Origin of the sequence: Stenotrophomonas sp. ZAC14A_NAIMI4_1 (assembly GCF_003086915.1) — a bacterium.
Classification (GTDB): Bacteria; Pseudomonadota; Gammaproteobacteria; order Xanthomonadales; family Xanthomonadaceae; genus Stenotrophomonas.
The window spans coordinates 453,840-475,801 of record NZ_CP026002.1; the positions used below are offsets into that span (position 1 = coordinate 453,840).

The following is a 21,962-nucleotide window of genomic DNA, read 5'->3' on the forward strand; positions in this document are numbered from 1 at the left end:
TTGATGGCGTAAGCTATGGCCGCCTGACGCGATCGGCCTGCTGCCGGTTGGTCAAGACCACCCAAAAACAAGGAGTTTTGTCGTGAGCGATTTCGAAAACGTGCCGGCCGCGTCCAGCGTGCCGAGCGACCAGCGCACCATGGCGCTGGCCGCGCACCTGCTGGGCATCTTCACCGGTTTCATCGGTGCCCTGATCATCTGGCTCATCAACAAGGATGATGCGGGCAAGGGCTTCGTGACCGACCAGTCCAAGGAAGCGCTGAACTTCCAGATCACCGTTGCCATCGCCGTGCTGGTCTGCGTGATCCTCAGCTTCGTCATCATCGGCGCCATCCTGATGCCGATCGTGTACGTGGCCAACCTGGTCCTGTGCATCATCGCCGCAGTGAAGGCCAACAACGGCGAAACCTACCGTTACCCGTTCACCCTGCGCCTGATCAAGTAAGATCCGCCGCACGTGGACGCGAAAACGCCCGGCAGTGCCGGGCGTTTTTGTGTGCGTCGCCGGTAGCGCCGGGCCACGCCCGGCGAGCGCGATCAATGATCCCGTTCCACCGCCAGGGTCGCCAGCGCACGCAGTGCGTCGGCCTCTTCGCCATGGCTGGCCAGCACCGACTGCATGCGTGCAGCCAGCTCGCGCAGGTGCGCCTTGGCACCGTCCATGCCCAGCAGTGCCGGGAAGGTGCTCTTGTCCTGCGCCTGGTCCTTGCCGGCGGTCTTGCCGAGCTGTTCGGAACTGGCTTCGACATCGAGGATGTCGTCACGCACCTGGAAGGCCAGGCCGAGCGCGTCGGCGAAGTCATCCAGCTGGGCCAGCTGCGCGTCGGGAGCGTGGCCGCACAGCGCGCCCATGCGGACCGCCGCGCGGATCAGCGCACCGGTCTTCAGGGCATGCATGCGGGTGAGCGCGGCCAGCGACTGCTGCTGGCCGGTGGCATCGATATCCAGCGCCTGGCCGCCGCACATGCCGGACGCACCGGACGCGTGCGCCAGGGTCTGCAGGCAGGCCACGCGCAGGCTGGCCGCCAGCGGTGCATCGGCCAGCAGGCCGAAGGCGCGTGCCTGCAGGGCATCGCCGGCGAGGATCGCAGTGGCCTCGTCGAAGGCGATGTGGGTGGTGGGCTTGCCACGACGCAGTGCGTCGTCGTCCATCGCCGGCAGGTCGTCATGCACCAGCGAGTACGCGTGGATCATTTCCACCGCCATGGCGGCGGCATCGAGCTGGTCCAGCGGTGCGCCGAACAGCTGGCCGCTGGCATACACCAGCAGCGGGCGCATGCGCTTGCCACCGCCCAGTACCGAATAGCGCATCGCCTGGTGCAGGCGTTGCGGGGCATCGGCCGGCGAGGGCAGGGCGGCGTCGAGCTGGCTTTCGATACGGTCGCGCCAGCGTGCGAAGTGCGCTTCAGCCGTCATGGCTGGGCGGATCGAAGGGTTCTGCGGTTTCGGGCTGGGCCGGATCGCTGAGCAGGCGCACGCGCAGTTCGGCCTGCTCCAGCGCCTGTTGGCACTGGCGGTACAGACCGACGCCGCGTTCGTAAGCACTGAGCGAAGCTTCCAGGCTCAGCTCGCCGGTTTCCATCTGCTCCACCAGTTGTTCCAGCGATTCAAGCGACTGCTCGAACTGGGCGACGGGGGAGGCGTTTTCGGGGGACTTCTTGGCCATGCGACAAGTGTGGACGGCAGCCGCGCGGGGGTCAATTCACCAGCCGCCGGGGCGCCACTGCAGCTGTGCGTCGCGGGCCAGCAGCCACGCCTGCAGCGGCGCGGAAACGACCACGTCGGCGGCGGCCAGCAGCTGCCCGCCGTCGAACAGCAGTGGCAGCTGCGCGCGCCGCCAGGGCGCGAGGTGTTCGCGCTGCAGGCAATCCTTCAGCGCGTGTGAATGGGTACGGCCGGGTAGCAGGATGCGCTCGCCGCCCTGCCGCGCACGCACCTGCAGGGGCCGGTCGAACGCCTCGCAGCCCAGCAGGCGCAGCTGGCCGCCATCGGGCAGCGGGAGCGGTGCGCGGCCATCCCACGCGGCCTGCCAGCCCGCTGGCAGCGCGGGCAGCAGCGCCGGCAGCAGGTAGGCGTGGCCACGCCATTGCTGGATGGCGTGGTCCTGCCAGCGCACCTGTGCCTGGCGATCGCTGGGCGCGTCCAGCAGTTCCTGCTGCAGTTGCTGCAGCACCGTGGCCGGCAACGGCGCGGCGCCATGCGCGCGCACCCAGGCGCGCAGCACGCGGGCACCGCGCGCCGGTGACACCTGGCGCAGCAGTTCCAGTGACAGCACGCGTGGTGCCACTTCCAGGTGGGCGATCAGTTCCGCATCTTCCTCGTCCAGCAACGTGCGGGTCTGCGCGCAGTGCGCGGCACTGCCGGCCAGGGCCGTGGCCGCATGCGGCCAGCGCCGGCGCAGCAACGGGAGGACGTGCAGGCGCAGGAAGTTGCGATCGGCATGGTCCTCGCCGTTGCTGGGGTCTTCGATCCAGCGCAGGGCGTGGTGATGGGCATAGTCGCGCAGCGCGCCGCGCGCGGTGTGCAGCAGCGGCCGCCACAGGCGGTGGCCGTGCAGGACGCTGTCTTCGGCCATCGCGGCCAGGCCATCGATGCCGGAGCCGCGCAGTGCGCGCAGCAGGAACGTTTCGGCCTGGTCATCCTGGTGCTGGGCCAGGGCCAGCGTTTCGCCCTCGCGCAGTTCAGCGGCGAACGCCGCGCGCCGCGCCTGGCGGGCCGCAGCTTCCAGGCCCAGGCCCGCGCCGGTATCGACCTGCACGCGGTGCACGGCCAAGGCGATGCCCATGGCATCACACTGCTGCTGGCAATGCTGTACCCAGTCATCGGCGCTGGCCTGCAGGCCGTGATGCACGTGTACCGCCCGCAGCGGCGTGCCGCTGGCTAGTGCGCTGCGTTGCAGCCAGTGCAGCAGCACGGTCGAATCCAGCCCGCCGCTGTAGGCGACCAGCAGGGGGGATTCCAGCGTGACGAGCGTGGGGAAGGTACTCACGGCGGGAAGTATAAGGGGGGTGCCTGGCAGGGCTGCGCCCTGCACCCGCCGAGGCCGAAGCGACAGCAACAGCAACAGCAACAGCAACAGCAACAGCAACAGCGGGCTATCCGTGGGATGGCGGGGTGGGTCCGGTTGAGGGGGACGCCGTAAACCCGTCCATGGGGGCTTGGTCGCGCCATCCATGGCGCTCACACCCCCTCAACCGGACCCACCCCGCCTTCGACAGTTTCTCGCGAGCTGTCGGAACCTGCTGCTGATGGAACCTGCTGCTGATGGTGGGTGCCGACCGTTGGTCGGCACCGATGAATTCATTCGATATCTGACAGATGTGTCGACCAACGGTCGACACCTACCAACAGCCTGTCGGAGTCGGCACGGTAGATCCACGCCATGCGTGGATGAATTCATTCGATATCTGACAGATGTGCAGACCAACGGTCGGCACCCACCAACAGTCGCGTGAACCTGTCGAAGGTGGGGCGGTGTCGGATTGCGGGGTGTCCGCGGCATGGATGCCGCGGCCAAGCCTACACGGACGTACTTGCGGCGTCCCCGCAATCCGACACCGCCCCGCCAACCCACGGATAGCCCGCTGTTGCCTTTGATGTTGACGTTGCCTTGAGCAGGTGCAGGGCGCAGCCCTGCCGAAAAACCTACTTCACCCGGCGGCCCGAGCGGTCGATGCGGAACCATTCGCCGCCTTCCATCGGCGTATGCCCATCGCCATCCGGCGTCCCACGCCGGCACCCGTTGCAGACCTCCGCCACGCCATCCTTGAACGGCCACGCGAAATCGAAAAGCGCCGGAATCACCTGGCGGAACTGCAGGTCGAAATAGCCCACGCGATCGCCCACGCGCCCGCGCAGCAGGCCTTCCTGCGGCGTGTCCGGGCCGTTGTCCCAGGTCAGCACCGGCAGGCTGCGGCCCGTGCGGTCCACGTAGTGGAAGCCCTGGTCGGCATACACCACCGCCAGCCCGTGGTCGTCGTAATCCAGGTCTTTCAGCGCCGCTGCACTGATCTTCAGCGTGTGCCCGACCACCTCGCAGCCGGGCAGGGCCCGCAGGCCGTGCTCATCGGTCAGCAGCTTGCAGTCCGGTGCCTGTGCCAGCGCCGCGCCGCTGGCCATCAGGCTGCACAGCACCAGCGACCGCACGAGGCTGCCGCCGGCAGGCAGTGGTCGCGGAGGCCGCGCCGTCACTGCGCCTCACCCTTGCGTTCGAACGCGGTCGGCGCCGGCAGCTGCACCGGCACGCCCTTGTCATCGCAGGTGCCGGCCTGGCACAGGCGCTCGCGCAGGGCCGGGGTGGCCTGCACGATCATGTGGTAGATCGCGTTCTGCTCCAGCGTGCCACGGATGGCCTTGCTGCCCGGGCCTCGTGCCCAGATGCCCACGTCTTCGCCACCGTGCGATTCGGACTTCATCGGCACCAGCGCTTCCTGCATGTAATCCGGGTGCGTCGTGTCCACGTCGTGCAGGTTCGGGCGGCCGTTGGCCTGCTCGAAGCTGCTCGGGTTGTGCGGGTAGACCTTCGGGCCGGCCGGCTGCTGGTTGGTCGCGCCGGTGTGGCCCGGGCCGTTGGCGTAGCTCAGGGTGGTGTACGGCTGGCCGTTGCCGTCCAGTGCGTAGTCCAGCTTGCCGGCACCGTCTTCGCCGCCCTTGTCCTTCACCTTGCCCAGGATCGGGTTGCCACGCGCCGGGTAGCCGACGAAGTTCAGGGTGTGCGAGTGGTCGGCAGTGACGATGATCAGGGTGTCGTCGGTCGAGGTCAGTTCGTTGGCCACGCGCACCGCGTCGGACAGCGCCACGGTCTCGGTGAGGGCACGGTAGGCGTTGCCGCTGTGGTTGGCGTGGTCGATGCGCGCGCCTTCGATCATCAGCACGTAGCCTTCCTGGTGCTGCGACAGGTTCTTGATCGCGGCAGCGGTCAGCTCGGCCAGGCTCGGCTCACCGGCCGGGTCCTGCGGGCGCTCGTATTCGTAACGCATGTGGTCCGGCTCGAACAGGCCGAGGATCGCCGGCGCGGTGGCCGCGGCTGCCAGCTGGCTGCTGTTCCAGACGTAGGCACCCTGCGGGTGCGACTGCTGCCATTCCTGCACCAGGCTGCGGCCGTCCAGGCGCTGGCCGACCTTGTCGTCGTACTCGGGGTCGCGCTCTTCCACGGTGGTGAATTCGCCACGGCCACCGCCGAGGGCGACCAGCGGGCCACGGCCGTAGCGCGAGGTCGACAGCAGCTGCTGGGCGATGTCCTTGCAACCGGCGGCCTTGGCCGCATCGGTCAGGTCGGTGTCGTTTTCCCAGTTGCGCTCGGGCGAGTGCGCGTAGGTTGCCGCCGGGGTGGCATGGGTCAGGCGCGCGGTGGAGACGATGCCGGTGGCCAGGCCGGCGCTGTCGGCCAGCTGCAGCCAGGTCAGCAGGCCCTTGGACAGGCTGTCGGCGCAGTCGCTGCGGCTGCCGGCGCTGACGCCGATCGCGCCCATGTGGGTCTTCACGCCGGTGGTGATGGCGGTCATGGTGCCGGCCGAATCCGGCGTCTGTGAATCGGTGTTGTACGTCTTGCTGAACGCCGTGGCCGGGAAGCGCTCCCAGGACAGCAGGTTCTCTTCGCCCGAACCGCCCTTCTGCTGGCCTTCGTAGATGCGCGAGGCGGCGACGGTGGTCAGGCTCATGCCGTCACCCAGGAACAGGATGACGTTTTTGGCCTTGCCGGACATCGCGCCATTGGCGGCCGCCTGGGCGGCGCCGCTGCGGTACCACCACTGCGGGGTCTCGCCGGCCGGGTGGGCGACGGGATCAACGGCGACCTTCAGGCCGGCCGGGGCGGAAGCGGGGGTGGTGCTGGCGCAGGCGCCCAGCAGCAGGGTGGTGGCGCAGGCGGCCAACAGGGAGACGGAACGACGCATGGACGCTGGGATCTCACAAAGTGTAACGGGGCGTTCATTATGCCCAACCCTGCAATGCACGCCGATGACACACTGTTTGCCGGTGGGGCGGTCGTACCGCCCGCCCGCTTGGGCTATCGTGCCAGCATCCCTTTCTTCCCCCCCTGGATTGCCTATGAAGCTGGTCTCTGCCTGGCTGCGGATTCCATTCTGGCAGCGCGTGGTCGGTGGCTTCGTGCTCGGCGCGCTGGCGGGCTGGGCGCTTGGCCCGGCCGCTGAAACCTGGTTCGGCCCGCTCGGCGAACTGTACGTCACCCTCATCAAGATGATCGCGGTACCGCTGGTGTTCTTCGCGGTCATCAACGCCATCTCCTCGCTGCACGGCCAGAAGTCGGTCGCCGCGCTCAGTGGCCGCACCTTCCTGTGGTTCGTCATCACCGCCGCGCTGGCGGTGTGCGTGGGCCTGGGCGTGGGCACCGTGCTGCAGCCCGGTGCCGGTGGCCTGCAGCTGTCGATGGCCAACAACTACGTGCCGCGCGAAGTGCCCAGCGTGGTGCAGGTGCTGCTGGACGTGGTGCCGTCCAACGTGTTCTACGCGCTGTCGGGCATCGGCACCAAGGTCAATGCCGCAGGCGAAACCGTGCTGGCCGCCGGCCGCGGTTCGATCCTGCCGGTGATCTTCTTCGCCGGCCTGGTCGGCTTCGCCATCGTCAAGCTCGGCGAGAAGGTGACCGAAGCGCGCAAGCTGGTCGGTCAGATGAGCGACATCATGATCCAGGTGACCCGCTTCGTGCTGGAAGTCACCCCGATCGGTACGTTCGGCCTGATCGCCGGCCTGGTCGGCAGCTACGGCTTCGAGAAGCTGCTGCCGCTGGGCCATTTCGTGCTGGCGCTGTACGTGGCCTGTGCGCTGCACATCGTGGTGGTCTACAGCGCGTTGCTGCTGTCGCACGGGCTGAATCCGCTGAAGTTCTTCCGTGGTGCGGCGCCGGGCATGCAGGTGGCGTTCGTCAGCTCGTCCAGCTTCGCCGCGATGCCGGTGGCATTGCGTTCGATCACCCACAACCTGGGCGTGAACAAGGATTACGGTTCGTTCGCCGTGCCGCTGGGCGCAAGCATCAAGATGGACGGCTGTGGTGCGATCTACCCGGCGCTGTGCGCGGTGTTCATCGCCCAGTACAGCGGCGTGCCGCTGACGCCCGAGCAGTACGTGGTGGTGCTGATCGCTTCGGTGCTGGGCAGCTTCGGCACCGCCGGCGTACCGGGTACGGCGGTCATCATGGCCACCGTGGTGCTGAGTGCGGCCAACCTGCCGCTGGAAACCATCGGCTACCTGTACGCGATCGACCGCATCCTGGACATGATGCGCACGATGACGAACGTGACCGGCCAGATGCTGGTGCCGGTGCTGGTGGCCAAGGAAACCGGCCTGCTCGACCAGGCGGTGTACGACAACCCGTCCACCAATGTCGGCCTGGACGATCCCGACCCGACGCCGCCGCGTAGCTGAAGCGGCACTGCAACGGGCTGTATCAGCACCTGTAACACCGCTGATACAGCCCCCGCCGGGCCTTGTGCAGCGTTGTTTCCTGCACGTTAAGGCAAACGAAATCCGAACGACTCTGTAACACCCTGCTGGCAATCCACCGCCCCGTAACTGGCTGAACCGCTTGCTACCAAGGCGTTTGGAAGTTGGCACGGAAGCTGCTCTGTCCCTGCGCATACGCAACGGGAGAGCGGCATGGACAGCAGCACCACCCATCTCGGTTCCTCGGTCCGGCAGCTGGCGCTGCTGCTGGCCCTGGCCTGCCCGCTGGCGGCTGCCGCCTCCGGTGCACGCCAGGGTGTGAAGCCGCAGCCGGGCGAAATCGTCCTGCTGCGGGATGTGGCCGCACGTCCGGCCTATCGCATGGCGCCGCCCGGCATGGCGTTGATCGCCGACCCCAAACCGCAGCATGAGATCGCCACCGCACTCGGCAGCGGCGGCGGCTCCAGCGGCATGGACGAACTGAGCGATGACGACTATGCCGGGCTCGGCGCGGGCCAGACCGGCCACCTGGCCGCGCCCGGCGGCACCACCGTGGAGCGGGTGACCCACCAGGCACTCGGCGGCACCCTGGGCCGTTCCAGTGACGGCGCGCTCGGCGGCAACGCCCTGGGCGGCGCGATGAGCGGCCCGCTGGGTGCGGTCGGCAATACCACCCGCGGCATCGGCGACACCGTACGCGGCGCGCTGGCGCAGTTCCCGCTCGGTGCGGCTGCGCCGCAGGGCGGTGGCAAGTGAAGCGCGCGGCACGTGGCGCGCTGCTGCTGGTGCTGGCGGCTGCGCCGGCCCTGGCCTGGGCCGATGATTACAGCGGCATGCTGTCCTACCTGGACGTGGCCCGCATCGGCGACCGCGCGCTGGCCGGTGCCAGCGGCGCCATCATGGTCAACCAGGCCAGCGGCGACCTGAACATCCAGGCCAACCTGCAGGGCATGGCAACTGGCGACCAGGCCAACGTCGCCATCGCCGCACGCCAGCAGCGCCATGCCGACGTGGTGCTGTCCGGGCCGCTGCAGGCCAGCGCACATATCGAAGGCCAGGCGCTGGAAGGCGCCAGTGGCATCGCATCGATCAACCAGACCAGCGGCATCGCCAACACGACGCTCAACGTCGTCAGCGCGACGCTGGCCCGGCAAGGGATACGCGAGACCGACGACGCGGCTTTGGCGGCGTCGGACATCGCGTCAACAGGGGGGCAGGGCGACACCGGCGACGGTGTTGCGGCGGGTATCCGTAGTGTCGGCGTTTCCGCGTCGGCACTGCGGGGCTTCGACGGTGTCCTGCAACTCAATCAGATCGCGGGAGCCCGCAACGACACGGCCAACGTGCTTGGCCTGGTCGTCCAGGGCAACCCGTGAGCAGTACCCACCACCCGATGTATCACTGATGAGAGAGGGCACCATGAAAGCGACCATCAAGCAGTCTCTGCTCGCCATGGCAATTGCTTCTGCCTCGACCGCTGCCGCGGCCAATGGCTGGGACAACCAGAACGCCAACGCGAACATCAACCACAACCATGTCGTGACCGAGACCCGCAACGACACCCACAACCACACCGACAACGAGGTCCGCAACTGGACCCGTACCAACACCACGGTGCGCAACAACACCGACAGCTCCACCGTGACCCGCAACCGCATGGTCAACGAGCAGGTACAGAAGAACAGCAACATCCAGGCCGACGAGCGCAAGGAAAAGAACAACCACGGCGTCGACGTGAACCTGGAAAAGGACCTGCGCCTGAGCAGTGACGTGAACTTCTCCGGCGATCCGACCATCACCGGCAACATCGACCTGGATTCGGCCGCCATCGCGGTCATCGACAACCGCCAGTCGATCAGCCACAACACCGCCGGCAACAGCCTGCTCACCAACAGCGCCTCGATCGCCGATGACGTCGGTTCCGGTGCGTCCGGCAACCTCGGCTTCAACGTCGCTGCCGGTGACAACAACGCGCAGGACAACGCCGCTTCGCTGTCGGCCGCTGACGCGTCCTTCAGCTTCGGCATGGCCGACGCCGAAGTGTTCGTCAACCAGTCCGGCATGGGCAACACCACCGTCAACTACGGCGTCACCAACGCCGCCGGCCTCGGTGGCAATGCCTTCAGCGGCGCGTCGGGCAACATCGGCGTGAACATCGCTTCGGGCAACAACAACGAGCAGAAGAACGCGCTCGCTGCTTCGGTGGCCACCAGTGCGATGGCCCAGTCCAGCATCAGTTCCAACCAGGTCTCCAGCGGCAACGCCGTGAGCAATGCGGGCTTCGTGCAGTCCTACACCGACACCGTGGAAGTGGGCATGAGCGGTGGCGTGGGCGGCCTGACCCTGGCCTACGGCGCGGGCACCTACCGCGGCACCGGCAATGCCTACCAGATGGCCAACTACTATCTGGATACCTGGAGTGGCGATCTGCCGCACCCGGGTGGCAACGCCACCGGCCACATCGATCTGGACAACGAGATCCAGAACGCCACGCCGAACCCGGGCCGTCCGGGCGTCGGTGGCCTGGGCTTCGATACGCGTGAAAGCGGCACCAGCCAGTTCGTCGAGCTGGGCATCGCCGACCTGTACGCCAGCCTGAGCGGCACCGTCACGACCACCCGCTGGGTGAACGTGAATGCGACCAACACCGCGGCGCTGTCGGGCAGTGCGTTCTCGGGCGCCTCCGGCAACATCGGCGTGAACGTCGCCTCGGGCACCGGCAACCTGCAGGCCAACAGCCTGGCCCTGGCCGTGGCACAGCCGAGCACCGGTGGCGGCACCGGCGGCGGCGAGTAACTCCTGGCGTGACCGCTTTCGCAGCGAAGCTGCGTTGAGTGCAACAAGCCCGGCCATCCGCCAATGGCCGGGTTCCCCCGGGAGCCCCTGCTCCTCCTCCCCCTTGGGGCAGGGGCTCCTTCCTTCCGCTGGAGGGCACCATGGCCGCACACCGCTGCTGGATCCGCCTGTTGTCCTGCCTGCTGTTGCTGGGCAGCGCCCATGCGTGGGCAGGCGATATCGCGTTCACGGGCGTACTGCCCAATGGCGCGCTGATGCAGCAGAAGGTGGAAAGCATGCAGGAGCGGCGTTACCGCAACCTGGTGCGGCAACACACCGATTACAGCTGTGGCGCGGCCGCACTGGCCACCATCCTGCGCTACGCCTACCACCTGGATACCACCGAAGCGACGGTGATCGAAGGGATGATGGGCGTGTCCGATCCGCAGCTGGTGAAGGAACGCGGTTTCTCGCTGCTGGACATCAAGCGCTATGTCGAATCACTGGGCATGCGCGGGCGTGGCTACCGCATCGACGAGAACCGGCTGCGCACGTTGCGCGTGCCCGGCCTGGTCCTGATGGACGTGCGCGGGTTCCGCCATTTCGTGGTGCTCAAGCAGGTCCGTGGCGGCATCGTCGAGGTGGCCGATCCCATCCTCGGCAACCGCAGCCTGTCACTGGCTGAATTCAACGAAGCGTGGCCGTCGCGTGCTGTTTTCGTCGTGATCGGCAGCGACTTCGATCGCAATACCGTTCTTCTGCAACCCAGCGAACGGCCCAGTGCGCGTGCGTTGTACGCGCGGCAGGGCCCGATCACCGATGCCGAACTGGTCGATTTCGGCTTCAGCCACGCCGACCTGTTCTGAAGGAGGCTCGATCATGCTGTGCCAACGTCTGTTGATCGCCACGCTGCTGCTGTTGCCGGTGCTGCCCGCCTGGGCCGCTGAAGGCGCACCAGGACGTGGCCTGAAGGAAATACCCGATCCCGAACTGAACCTGATGCGTGGCCGCTACACCGTAGGCGGCAACAACGTTGCCTGGTTCGGGGTGACGATGATCTCGCAGTGGCAGGGCGCCAACGGCAGCAGCGTGCAGGGCGCGCTGACGCTGGGCATGGACTTCCGCCAGGGCGGTACGCCACGGCTGACGTTCCAGCCGCACGTGCAGGTCACCAACGCCGATGCCCCGCTGCCCACCACGGACAGCCGCAGCATCGACAGCAGCGGCCTGGCCAACGCCACCGGCCTGGTGCAGGCGGTGCAGGTGGCTGGCGATGGCAACACCGCGCGCAACGTGACCACCCTGACCGTACGTGACGGCGCAGTGCCGACCACCAGCGACGACGGCACCCGCATCGCGCAGATGCAGCAGGGCGGGGCCAGCGCCACGGCGGTGCTTGATGGCAACCAGGCGCGCCTGATGCTGCAGATCGACGGCCAGGGCCTGGTCCAGCAGTGGATCCGCAATGGCAGCGTCGGCCAGGGCATCGCCCTGTCCGGTGATGGCCAAGTGGCAAGCAACCGGCTGCAGCTTGAGCTGGTGCGCAACACCGTGGCCAGCAACCAGCCGTTGAGCCAGAACGTGGCCCAGGCGATCGCGCTGAACCGCGGCATGGGCCCGGGCCAGTAACACGGCCCGGTCAAGGGGGAAGGACGGACAACGCAGGCCAACGACATGCACACTTATTTGCGGCTTACCCCGCTGGCGCTGGCGGCGCTGGCGGCCAATGCCTTCGCCCAGGAACCGGCGACGGAGGCCAAGGACGGTGCCGACGTACAGGCACTGATTTCCCAGCTGGAACAGCTCAAGGCCAACTACGCACAGGAAGTGCGCCGCCTGCGCGAGCTGGACATGCAGGTGCAGGCCATGCAGGCCCGCCTGAGCGGACGTGCCGGTGGCGCCACGACCCCGGCAGCACCCCTCGCCCCGGCGGCCGCAGCCGCAGCGCCTCCCAGCAGCGAGGGGTATGCCAGCACCGCGGCCGAGGCCCAGCAGGCCAAGCAGGAGGCGCGGCGCAGCGTGGATGACGTGAAACAGCAGCAGGCGGCGCTGTTCTCGCGCAGGTTCACCCTGGAAAACAGCCTCACCTACGCGCGCTACGACCGCAAGCAGCTCAGCCTCAACGGCTTCCTGGCCTTGGATGCGATCTTCCTCGGCAACATCGCCATCGAGAACGTCGAATCCGATTCGCTGACCTACAACCTGGCCGCGCGCTGGGGTGTCAGCCCGAACCTGACGTTGAACATGGACGTGCCCTACCTGGCACGGCGCACCGTGTACCAGAAGGGCGGTGCGGGTGGTGCGGCGGCGGCCATCGCGCAGGAAGAGACCAATGGCAACGGCCTGGGTGATATCAGCGCGAGCGCCAACTACCGCCTGTTCGGCGAGCGTGGCTGGCGCCCGGAAACAGTGCTGACCGGCGGCGTCACCGCACCCACCGGCCGCGCGCCCTATGGCCTGGACTGGAAGGTGCTCGAGCGCGATGACGATGACTACATCCGCTTCGCGGTGCCGCGCGAACAACCGACCGGTAACGGCGTATGGCAGGCCAACCTGGGCGTGTCGATGGTGAAGACCGCCGACCCGGCGATCCTGTTCGCCAACGCCGGCTACATCCATTCCTTCCCGCGCGGCTTCGACGATCTCGACACCAACCCGGACACCGTGAACCCCGGCGACGTGAAGCTGGGCGGGTCGGTGTACTTCGGTGCGGGCGTGGCCTTTGCCTTCAACGAGCGCACGAGCCTGAGCATTTCCTTCAGCGACAAGATCAGCGCACGCGCGTCGACGCGGTTCCAGGGCGGGCAGTGGGTGAAGGTGATCGGCAGCGATGCCAATGCAGCGTCGCTGAACCTGGGCGTGACGTATGCGCTGAACCAGCACGCGACGATGGTGACGCTGCTGGGCATCGGCCTGACCCCGGATGCGCCGGACTTCACCCTGTCGTTCAAGGTGCCGTACATGTTGTAGCCGATTGCGGTGATCCTGCATCGGCAACGCCGGGCCTCGCCCGGCGTTCTTTTTCTGTGGCGGCGGAGAGCAGGCGCTCACGCTTTCAGTAGAGCCGAGCCATGCTCGGCTGGCTTCCTACCGCTCCGGAGGCAGTTCCAGGCGGTGCTTCCGGCACAACCGGTACACCGTCACCCGCGATACCTGCATGTGCCGCGCGCAGGCCGATACGTTGTAGCCATGCATCTTCAGCGTCCGCAGCAGCACATCGCGCTCGACCTGGCCGCGGGCATCCTGCAGCATCGCGCGCGGGGCAGGGGTCTCGGCGTCGGCCATGTCCAGGTCGCTGGCGCTGATCAGTTCGTGTTCGCTGACGATCGCCGCGCGCTGCACCCGGTTCAACAGTTCGCGCACGTTGCCGGGCCAGTCGAAGTGGCGCATGGCCAGGCGCGCGCCGGGATCGAAGCCGCGCGCGCGGCCCGGATGGCGGTTGCGGAAGCTGCGCAGGAAATGCTCGGCCAGCAGCAGCACGTCGTTGCCACGGTCACGCAGCGCCGGCATCGGCAGCCGCAGCACGTTGAGCCGGTAGTACAGGTCGCGGCGGAACCGCCCCTGGGCCACGGCCTGTTCGAGGTCGACATGGGTGGCCGCCAGCACGCGCACGTCCACCCGCAGGGGCTGGTTGCTGCCGACCCGCTCCAGGGTGCCTTCCTGCAGCACCCGCAGCAGGCTGGTCTGGGCGTCGGCAGGCAGGTCGCCCACTTCGTCCAGGAACACCGTGCCGCCGTCGGCGGTTTCAAACAGGCCCACCCGGCGCTGCGCGGCCCCGGTGAAGGCGCCGCGCTCGTGGCCGAACAGCTCCGACTGCACCAGGCTGGCTGGAATGGCGCCGCAGTTGACCGCCAGGAAGGGCCGGCCGGCACGACCGGACAAGGCGTGCAGGGCCTGCGCCGCCAGCTCCTTGCCGGTGCCGGTTTCGCCGGTGACCAGCACCGGCAGTTCCACCGGGGCGAACTTGTGCAGGGCAGCCCGCACGGCCAACAGCGCCTGGCTGTCGCCGATCAGGGCCGGCAGGCCGCCGCCGTCGCGCATCGATGCCGTGGGCGGATCCTCCTCGCCGCAGTCACGCTGCATCGCCGTCAGCAGGTCCTGCAGTTCGCGGGGCAGGGTGAACTGGTCCTGGCAGGCACGCAGCAGCGGTGCCCAGCTGGGCGGTGGTGCATCCAGGCCTGCCGGCAGCACGGCCAGCCAGGGCAGGTGGTGGTGCTGCTCGACCCAGGGCAGCAAGGGCCCCAGCGCCTCTGCATCGAGATGGCGCAGGTCCAGCACGGCCACCAGGTGGTCGCGCCCGCGCAGGCCCACGGCCATGGCGGGCGAGGGGCTGACGCAGCGCAGCTGCCAACCGGCGGCCGCCAGCGCCTCGCGCTCGCCCGCCAGGGGCTGGCCGAACCAGATCACACAGCGTGATGGAACCTGCAGGCTTGCCGCCATGCCTTCCCCCAAGCATCCGGGCAACGCGGGCGGTGTCAGACTGGGCATCGCCGCGTGCCGCCCCACGCCGGGATGCCATGGCCGCATCCAGCGGCCCGTCGCGGCAGGTATCTCGCCGTGACATCAAAGACCAACGCAGGCCGCGCCGGCCAGCGGCCACGCATCGGCGCTGCAGGATCGGCGGGCAACAAAAAAGCCGCTGCAGGGCAGCGGCTTCCGGTGCGGGCGCGGGTGCGGCGGGCTCAGAGCTCGACGCGGCGTGCCTGCATGAACTTGTTGCCCCAGTAGCCGGTCAGCAGGGTGTCGACGCGGACATCCTTGCCGGTGCTCGGTGCGTGCAGGAAGCGGCCTTCGCCGACATAGATGCCGACGTGGTCGACGCGACCCTTGCGGCCGAAGAAGACCAGGTCGCCGGCGGCCAGTGCGGCACGGTCGTTGATCAGTTCGGCATTGTTGTCATGGGCCATTTCGCGCGAGACGCGCGGCAGCTCGATGCCCAGGGCCGAGCGGAACACGTAACCGACCAGGCCGCTGCAGTCGAAGCCGCTGTCCGGGTTGCTGCCACCCCAACGGTAGGGGGTGCCCAGCAGGGTCATCGCACGGCGCAGCAGGGACTGCACCTTGCCGTTGTCATCCAGGTTGCCCACCACGGCGCCAGTGGCGACGCTGCTGGTGTCGTAGTTGGCGAGCAGGCGGCTGAGGTCGCCGGCAACCATGGCCGAGCGGTCCATCAGCGGAATGGTGTCATTGGCGGCCAGATGCGGCAGCAGGGCGGCCAGGGTGGCGCTGGCGGCGGCATCGGCGCGGCTGCGCTGGGGAGCGGCAGCGTCGGCCTTGGCGGCCGGCCGGGCGGTCTCGGCCACGGTGGCCGGGGTCGCGTCGGTCTTGGCGGGGGCACTCTGCGACCAGGCCGGAAGGCTGGTCAGACACAGCGCCAGGCCCAGGAAAAGCGGGCGGACACTACGTGAAGAAGCGGCGGTCTGGCCTTGGCCTTGCAGGTCGTCAGTCGTCACGCGTCGGTCACAGGAAAAAAACGATGGGGCATCATGCCCTGTAAAAGCGTCAATAAGTTAAAAATTCCGTTAATAAAACGTTATTCACGCAGTGATATCCGTCACAGTTTTGAACATATCGCCTGTTCATTTTAGCGAAGAACGCGTTTCGCTCCTGTGTAGTGGTCTTTCCAGTAGGCGCCGCTGAGCGAGTCCAGGCGAACGGTGCCGCCGGTGCTCGGCGCGTGCACGAAACGGCCTTCGCCGACGTAGATGCCGACATGGGTGACGTTGCCACGACTGCCGAAGAACACCAGATCGCCGGTGGCCAGGCGCTGCGGGTCGATCTTCGGCCCCTGCACGGCGGCCAGGTCGCGCGAGGTGCGCGGCAGCTTCAGGTCGACCATCTCGCGGTACACGTAGGTCACCAGGCCGCTGCAGTCAAAGCCCGAGTCGGGCGTGTTGCCGCCATAGCGGTAGGGCGTGCCGACCAGGCTGATGGCGCGCATCAGTACCGAATTGGCGGCCTCGGGGTTGTCCGGCGTGGTGGCCGGCCAGTGCGCCGACGGCGGCGGCGTGGCGGGGCGGACGGCCTTGCCGCCACCGCAGGCGGCAAGCATCAGGGGCAGGGCCAGCAGCAGGGCGGGCGCGAGGATCCGGCGCAGGCCGGACGAAACTGGCGTGTTGTGCATGTTCTCCGGATAATGCGCCACCTTGGATTGGCCGTCATGATGGCGGCGTCCCCGCCGGGCGACAACCCGCCCCAACCCGCCTGCCTCCGGCAGATCCAGACAGAGTTGCGCATGAAGATCGAAAAAGACCGCGTTGTCCGCTTCCACTACACCGTCTCCGAGGTCGGCCAGGCGCCGATCGAATCGTCCAAGGACCGCGGTGAGCCGCTGTCGATCCTGATCGGCCACGGCAACATCATCCCGGGCCTGGAAAACGCCATGATGGACAAGGAAGCCGGCGCGACCTTCGACGTCGATGTCACGGCGGCCGATGCCTACGGCGAGCGTCGCGAGGGCCTGTCCCAGCGCGTGCCGAAGAAGCACTTCGGCAACGCCAAGCTGGTCCCGGGCCAGCAGGTCGTGCTGCAGACCAACTTCGGCCCGCGCGCGGTCACCGTGCAGAAGGTCGGCATGAGCGTGGTCGACGTCGACCTGAACCACCCGATGGCCGGCAAGGACCTGCATTTCGACGTCGAGATCGTCGAAGTGCGCGAAGCCGCCAAGGAAGAAATCGACCACGGCCATGTCCATGGCGACGGTGGCCACCAGCACTGATCGCAGCGCGATCGTGAGGGCAGCAACGACCCGCTCCGGCGGGTCGTTGCGTTTCTGGAACACGGCGCGGCCGTCCACGGCGCGCAGGGCGGCGGCATAATGGCGGACCTGCCTGCCGGATGCCCCGTGAACGCCGCTTCCCTTTCCCTGCAGCCGGTGGCTTCCGGCGAACGCATCGCCGTGCTGGACGTGCTGCGCGGAGTGGCCCTGCTGGGCATCCTGCTGATGAACATCGAGGCCTTCAGCGGACCGCTGGACCTGGCCTTCACCGGCATCGACGCGCGCTGGCACGGGCTGGATTACGTGGCCGACGCCTTCGTCTACATCTTCGTGCAGGGCAAGTTCTTCACCCTGTTCTCGCTGTTGTTCGGTGCCGGCTTCGCGGTCATGGCGCAACGCGCGCAGGCGGCTGGCCGCGAGTTCACTCCGTTCTACCTGCGGCGCAGCCTCGGCCTGGCGCTGATCGGCCTGTGCCATGCGCTGCTGGTGTGGTCCGGCGACATCCTGGTGCTGTACGCGCTGGTGTCGCTGCCGCTGCTCGCCTGCCGCGAAGCGCCGCGCAGCTGGTTGCCGTGGATGGGCATCGTGGTCTACCTGGCCGGCGTGTCGATGATGCTGCTGATCGGCGCGATGGTGACGCTCTCGCCGGCGCAGGACCTGCAGAAAATGGTGCTCGATGCGCAGCAGGCCATCGACCAGCAGCGGCTGGTGTACGGGCAGGGCAGCTGGATGCAGGGCAACGTGCAGCGCCTGCATGAGTTCGGTTCCTCACTGGGCGCGCTGGTGATCACCGGGCCGGAAGTGCTGGGCATGTTCCTGATCGGCAGCTGGTTTGCCGGCAGCGGGGCGCTGGCCGAACCGGACCGTTTCCCCCGCCTGTATGCGGGCCTGCGCTGGGTCGCGCTGCCGCTGGGCCTGCTGGTCACGCTTGCCGGGGTGCTGTGGAAGCCCTACCTCGCGCCGGGCCAGTACACCCTGGAAACCACGGCGGTGATGTCGCTGGTGTCGGTCGGCGCGGTGCCGATGTGCCTGGGCTACCTGGCCTGGATCGTGCACTGGCGCGCGCGGCTCGGCTGGCTGGCACCGGCAGGGCGCATGGCACTGACCCATTATCTGGCGCAGTCGCTGGCCTGCACCTGGCTGTTCAACCATTACGGGCTGGGCGGGTTCGACCTGATGCCGCGCGCCTGGCAGGTGGTGTTCGCGTTGCTGCTGTTCGCGCTGCAGGTGGGCATCTCGCACTGGTGGCTGCGGCGCTTCCGCTTCGGCCCGATGGAATGGCTGTGGCGCGCGATGACCTACCGGCAGTGGCCGCCCATCCGCCGCGAGGTTGCGCAGGGCTGATTACCGCCTGTGCCGCTCACGTTGCGCTGCATGCTCCCCATGGCATGCTCGGCCACGGCAGCGGCACCCTCCACGCAGGGCGTGGATCCATGATTCTCCCTTCTTCAGAGCGATCCCGATGAGCACTGCATCCTTTGACTATGACCTGATCGTCCTTGGCGGCGGTTCTGCCGGCCTGGCCGGCGCCATCCGGGCTGCCCAGCATGGCAAGCGCGTGGCGCTGCTGGAACCCGGCGCGCTGGGCGGTACCTGCGTCAATGTCGGCTGCGTGCCGAAGAAGGCGATGTGGCTGGCGGCCGACCTGCACGAGCGCATCGGCCTGGCCAGTGCGATGGGCTTCGATGTGCCGGCGCGCCCGGCGCTGTCGTGGAAGGAACTGGTGATCCATCGCCAGGCCTACATCAGCAACATCCACACCAGCTACAACAAGCGCCTGGACGAAACCGGCGTGGTGCGCATCCCCGCGCGCGGCCACCTGGTCGATGCGCACACCGTGGCGTGCAGCGATGGCGTGCGCTACAGCGCCGGGCACATCCTCATCGCCACCGGTGCACACCCGCAGCGGCCAGACATTCCCGGCGCGGCGCTGGGCCTGGTGTCCGATGATTTCTTCGACCTGCGCAGCGCACCGGCCGAGGTGGCGATCATCGGCGGCGGCTATATCGCGGTGGAGCTGGCCGGGCTGCTGCAGGCGCTGGGCAGCCGGGTCAGCCTGCTGGTGCGGGGTACGCGCCTGCTGGAACGCTTCGATTACGAACTGACCGACCAGCTGGCCGAGAACCTGAAGCAGCAGGGCGTGCGCATCCACTTCGATTACCGCCTGCGTGAACTGCAGCGCGATGGTGAGCGCGTGCGTGCCTTCGGCCATGACGGCCCGCTGGACAGCGTGTTCGATGCGGTGTTCTTCGCGACCGGGCGCCGCGGCAACAGCCGCGATCTTGGCCTGGAAGCGCTGGGCATCGGCATCGGCGAGCACCAGCAGGTGGAAGTGGATGAGTGGCAGACCACGGCGGTGCCCAGCGTGCATGCCGTGGGTGACATTGCCGGCAAGGTTGGCCTGACCCCGGTGGCGGTGGCTGCGGCAAGACGCCTGATGGACCGCCTGTTCGGTGGTCGCCCGAGCGCGAAGATGGATTACAGCAACGTGGCCAGCGTGGTGTTCTCGCACCCGCCGCTGGGCGCGGTGGGCATGAGCGAGGAGCAGGCGCGCGCCTGTTTCGACCAGGTGACGGTCTACCACAGCCGGTTCCGGCCGATGCTGCAGGCGCTGGCCAACGGCACCCAGCGCAGCCTGTTCAAGATGGTCTGCGCCGGTGCCGACGAACGCGTGGTGGGCATCCACCTGCTGGGTGAAGCGGCCGACGAGATCCTGCAGGGCTTTGCGGTGGCGGTGAAGATGGGCGCAACCAAGGCCCAGTTCGACGACACCGTGGCCATCCACCCGACCTCGGCCGAGGAAGTCGTGCTGATGCGCTGACCCGCGGTTGTTGCAGCCGCTTTTTGTAGAGTCGAGCCATGCTCGACTGTGGTGTAAGGCAGTCGAGCAAGCTCGACTCTACAGGGCGGATGCTGGGCGCGTGCATGCGACAATGCGCGTCCCCACATACCCCCGTGGCCGCACCCCGTGCGGCCTGCCGCCGTCCTGATGTCCAGTCCTTCCCCCCGCATCGCCACTGCTTCCCCGCGCATTGCCCTGGGTGGCATCGGCCTGGCTGCGGTCGGTGCCATCGCGGCGTCCGGCAAGGCCATCATCGTCAAGCTCGGCCTGCGCCATGGCGTGGATGCCACCACGCTGCTGGCCCTGCGCATGCTGATGGCGCTGCCGCTGTTCGTGCTGATGGCCCTGTGGTCGGCACGCCGTACCGAAGCGCTGTCCTGGGCCGACCGGGCGCGCGTGCTGTGGCTGGGCTTCACCGGCTACTACCTGTCCAGCCTGCTCGATTTCCAGGGCCTGCAGTACATCAGCGTGACCCTGGAGCGGCTGATCTTGTACTTGAACCCGACCCTGGTGCTGCTGATCAACGTCCTGCTGGCGCGGCAGCGTCCGGGCCGCTGGCAGGTGGCAGCGCTGGTGCTGAGCTACCTGGGCGTGCTGCTGGCCTTCGGCCACGACCTGCAGCGCGAGGGCGGGCAGATCATCGTTGGCAGCCTGCTGGTGCTGGGCAGCGCGCTCAGCTACGCGCTGTACCTGTTCGGCAGTGGCCAGGTGGTCGCGCGCATCGGTGCGGTGCGGCTGACCGCCTATGCCAGTTGCGTGGCCAGCGTGCTGGTGCTGCTGCATTTCGCCATCACCCATCCGCTGCCGCTGCTGTGGCAGGCACCTGCGGCGGTGCAATGGCTGTCGCTGGTCAACGCCACGGTATGCACCGTGCTGCCGGTGCTGGCCATCATGCTGGCCGTGCAGCGCGTCGGCTCGTCGCTGGCCGCGCAGGTGGGTATGCTGGGCCCGGTTTCCACCATCGTGATGAGTCTATGGCTGCTCGACGAGCCGATGGGGCCGGCGCAGATCGCCGGCACCGTGCTGGTGCTGATCGGCGTACTGCTGGTGACCCGCCTGCGGCGCTGACGCCGGAACAGGCGCGTGACCGCATCCTGGCGGTGATCCGCGCGATCCCGCCAGGGCAGGTGCTGGGCTACGGCCAGGTGGCCATGCGCGCGGGGCTGCCCGGCCGCGCACGGCTCACCGCGCGCATCCTGGGCCAGAACGAAGACCCCGGCCTGCCGTGGCACCGTGTGCTGCGCTCGGACGGGCGCATTGCCATGGCCGAAGGCTCGGCGGGCTGGCGCGAGCAGTCGCAGCGCCTGCGTGCCGAAGGCGTGGTGGTCGAGAACGGCCGGGTGCGGATGCCGGCCATCGACCCCGCTGCGGCGCTGGATGCCGCGATCTGGGGCCCGGGCTGATCGCTGCCGGCCACTGAACGGAGCGGACGGGGCGGTCGCCACGCTGTCGTGATGCTGCGGCTATGATGGAGGCCGTTCCATGCCGGTATTCCCATGTTCCCGCGACTGCCCACCGTCACCAAGGCCCTGCTGATCGCCAACGCGATCCTGTTCCTGCTGCAGCAGCCGTTCCTGCTCGGCATGCAGACCTTCGAGCCCTTCATGCTGCAGCCCTGGCAGCAGGGCTTCGATGCGTTTTCCCCGGGCGGCAACTTCCAGCCCTGGCAGCTGCTGACCTACGGCTTCCTGCACGGCAGCTTCGGCCACCTGTTCTTCAACATGCTGGCGGTCTTCATGTTCGGCGCGCCGCTGGAGCAGACCTGGGGCGAGAAGCGCTTCCTGCTGTACTACCTGGTGTGCGTGGCCGGTGCCGGCGTGTGCCAGTTGCTGGTGGGTACGCTGCTGGAGAACCCGGCCACGGTGCTGGGCGCATCCGGCGGTGTGTTCGGCCTGCTGCTGGCCTACGGCATGCTGTTCCCGAACCAGCGCGTGATGCTGCTGTTCCCGCCCATTCCGATGAAGGCACGCACGTTCGTGATCCTGTTCGGCGTGGGCGAACTGGTGCTGGGCATGACCGGCTGGCAGCCGGGCGTCGCGCATTTCGCACATCTGGGCGGCATGCTGTTCGGCTGGCTGCTGATCCGCTACTGGCGCGGGCAGCCGCCGTTCAACAAGCGCCGCCCGCCCGGCCCACCGAAGCGCCCGAACCACCTGCGCAGCGTCAAATGATCCAAAGGATCATTTGACGCTGTGGGTGCCGACCGTTGGTCGGCACGCTCTGGAT

22 protein-coding genes are annotated in these 21,962 nt (G+C 68.0%); 14 read left to right on the forward strand and 8 right to left on the reverse strand.

What is annotated here, in order from left to right:
- Positions 1-82 precede the first annotated feature (82 nt).
- The gene (locus C1926_RS01990; protein ID WP_079222677.1) at positions 83-445 is read left to right on the forward strand and encodes a DUF4870 domain-containing protein; all 363 of its coding nucleotides are present in this window, start codon (positions 83-85) and stop codon (positions 443-445) included.
- 92 nt (positions 446-537) lie between these two features.
- Here the strand turns inward: C1926_RS01990 and C1926_RS01995 are convergent, their stop codons facing one another.
- The 5 genes from C1926_RS01995 to C1926_RS02015 form a co-directional block, all read right to left on the reverse strand.
- On the reverse strand, positions 538-1,416 hold the full coding sequence (locus C1926_RS01995; RefSeq protein ID WP_108758097.1) for a farnesyl diphosphate synthase: 879 nt from the start codon (positions 1,414-1,416) through the stop codon (positions 538-540).
- On the reverse strand, positions 1,406-1,666 hold the full coding sequence (locus tag C1926_RS02000) for an exodeoxyribonuclease VII small subunit (RefSeq protein WP_006381978.1): 261 nt from the start codon (positions 1,664-1,666) through the stop codon (positions 1,406-1,408). Before C1926_RS02000 ends, C1926_RS01995 begins: the two co-directional genes overlap by 11 nt.
- A gap of 36 nt (positions 1,667-1,702) precedes the next feature.
- Positions 1,703-2,989, reverse strand: coding sequence for a tRNA lysidine(34) synthetase TilS (gene tilS / locus C1926_RS02005; protein WP_254057358.1), 1,287 nt, complete (start codon positions 2,987-2,989; stop codon positions 1,703-1,705).
- Positions 2,990-3,645: 656 nt separating this feature from the next.
- On the reverse strand, positions 3,646-4,119 hold the full coding sequence (locus C1926_RS02010; protein WP_254057399.1) for a WG repeat-containing protein: 474 nt from the start codon (positions 4,117-4,119) through the stop codon (positions 3,646-3,648).
- A 68-nt stretch (positions 4,120-4,187) separates the two neighbouring features.
- The gene (locus C1926_RS02015; RefSeq protein WP_108758099.1) at positions 4,188-5,894 is read right to left on the reverse strand and encodes an alkaline phosphatase; all 1,707 of its coding nucleotides are present in this window, start codon (positions 5,892-5,894) and stop codon (positions 4,188-4,190) included.
- A gap of 154 nt (positions 5,895-6,048) precedes the next feature.
- Between C1926_RS02015 and C1926_RS02020 the strand changes: the two genes are divergently transcribed.
- The 7 genes from C1926_RS02020 to C1926_RS02050 all read left to right on the forward strand — a co-directional run bounded on the left by C1926_RS02020 (position 6,049) and on the right by C1926_RS02050 (position 13,146).
- On the forward strand, positions 6,049-7,383 hold the full coding sequence (locus C1926_RS02020) for a dicarboxylate/amino acid:cation symporter (protein ID WP_079222671.1): 1,335 nt from the start codon (positions 6,049-6,051) through the stop codon (positions 7,381-7,383).
- Positions 7,384-7,614: 231 nt separating this feature from the next.
- Positions 7,615-8,157 (forward strand): hypothetical protein, encoded by a 543-nt coding sequence (locus tag C1926_RS02025; protein ID WP_079222670.1) that lies wholly within the window; start codon positions 7,615-7,617, stop codon positions 8,155-8,157.
- The gene (locus tag C1926_RS02030; RefSeq protein ID WP_108747120.1) at positions 8,154-8,777 is read left to right on the forward strand and encodes a hypothetical protein; all 624 of its coding nucleotides are present in this window, start codon (positions 8,154-8,156) and stop codon (positions 8,775-8,777) included. Before C1926_RS02025 ends, C1926_RS02030 begins: the two co-directional genes overlap by 4 nt.
- A 43-nt stretch (positions 8,778-8,820) precedes the next feature.
- Positions 8,821-10,197 (forward strand): adhesin, encoded by a 1,377-nt coding sequence (locus C1926_RS02035; RefSeq protein WP_079222668.1) that lies wholly within the window; start codon positions 8,821-8,823, stop codon positions 10,195-10,197.
- 140 nt (positions 10,198-10,337) lie between these two features.
- A complete protein-coding gene (locus C1926_RS02040; protein ID WP_079222667.1) occupies positions 10,338-11,042 on the forward strand; it encodes a C39 family peptidase in 705 nt (234 codons plus the stop codon).
- 13 nt (positions 11,043-11,055) lie between these two features.
- A complete protein-coding gene (locus tag C1926_RS02045; protein WP_079222666.1) occupies positions 11,056-11,805 on the forward strand; it encodes a hypothetical protein in 750 nt (249 codons plus the stop codon).
- A 45-nt stretch (positions 11,806-11,850) separates the two neighbouring features.
- Positions 11,851-13,146: a transporter gene (locus C1926_RS02050; protein ID WP_108758100.1), complete on the forward strand. Its 1,296-nt coding sequence runs from the start codon at positions 11,851-11,853 to the stop codon at positions 13,144-13,146.
- A 117-nt stretch (positions 13,147-13,263) separates the two neighbouring features.
- Here C1926_RS02050 and C1926_RS02055 read toward each other — a convergent pair whose 3' ends face one another.
- The 3 genes from C1926_RS02055 to C1926_RS02065 all read right to left on the reverse strand — a co-directional run bounded on the left by C1926_RS02055 (position 13,264) and on the right by C1926_RS02065 (position 16,300).
- Complete coding sequence (locus tag C1926_RS02055; RefSeq protein WP_108758101.1) at positions 13,264-14,616, reverse strand: sigma-54 dependent transcriptional regulator; 1,353 nt, start codon at positions 14,614-14,616, stop codon at positions 13,264-13,266.
- Positions 14,617-14,858: 242 nt separating this feature from the next.
- Positions 14,859-15,560, reverse strand: a complete 702-nt coding sequence (locus tag C1926_RS02060; RefSeq protein ID WP_254057400.1) for a C40 family peptidase — start codon at positions 15,558-15,560, stop codon at positions 14,859-14,861.
- Between the two features lie 200 nt (positions 15,561-15,760).
- Positions 15,761-16,300 carry a C40 family peptidase gene (locus C1926_RS02065; RefSeq protein WP_108758103.1) on the reverse strand — a complete coding sequence of 180 codons (540 nt, stop codon included), beginning with the start codon at positions 16,298-16,300 and terminating at the stop codon, positions 15,761-15,763.
- A gap of 111 nt (positions 16,301-16,411) precedes the next feature.
- On the opposite strand from C1926_RS02065, the gene C1926_RS02070 reads away from it, so the two are divergent.
- The 6 genes from C1926_RS02070 (at position 16,412) to C1926_RS02095 (ending at position 21,907) form a co-directional block, all read left to right on the forward strand.
- Positions 16,412-16,894 (forward strand): peptidylprolyl isomerase, encoded by a 483-nt coding sequence (locus C1926_RS02070; protein ID WP_079222661.1) that lies wholly within the window; start codon positions 16,412-16,414, stop codon positions 16,892-16,894.
- A gap of 99 nt (positions 16,895-16,993) precedes the next feature.
- Positions 16,994-18,238: a DUF418 domain-containing protein gene (locus tag C1926_RS02075; protein WP_108758104.1), complete on the forward strand. Its 1,245-nt coding sequence runs from the start codon at positions 16,994-16,996 to the stop codon at positions 18,236-18,238.
- A 118-nt stretch (positions 18,239-18,356) separates the two neighbouring features.
- A complete protein-coding gene (gene gorA, locus C1926_RS02080; protein WP_108758105.1) occupies positions 18,357-19,715 on the forward strand; it encodes a glutathione-disulfide reductase in 1,359 nt (452 codons plus the stop codon).
- A 168-nt stretch (positions 19,716-19,883) separates the two neighbouring features.
- Positions 19,884-20,804 (forward strand): DMT family transporter, encoded by a 921-nt coding sequence (locus C1926_RS02085; protein ID WP_108760610.1) that lies wholly within the window; start codon positions 19,884-19,886, stop codon positions 20,802-20,804.
- Positions 20,801-21,139, forward strand: coding sequence for an MGMT family protein (locus C1926_RS02090; RefSeq protein ID WP_234458311.1), 339 nt, complete (start codon positions 20,801-20,803; stop codon positions 21,137-21,139). Before C1926_RS02085 ends, C1926_RS02090 begins: the two co-directional genes overlap by 4 nt.
- Before the next feature lie 93 nt (positions 21,140-21,232).
- Entirely contained in the window at positions 21,233-21,907 is a 675-nt protein-coding gene (locus C1926_RS02095) for a rhomboid family intramembrane serine protease (protein WP_079222658.1), read from the forward strand.
- Positions 21,908-21,962: the final 55 nt, after the last annotated feature.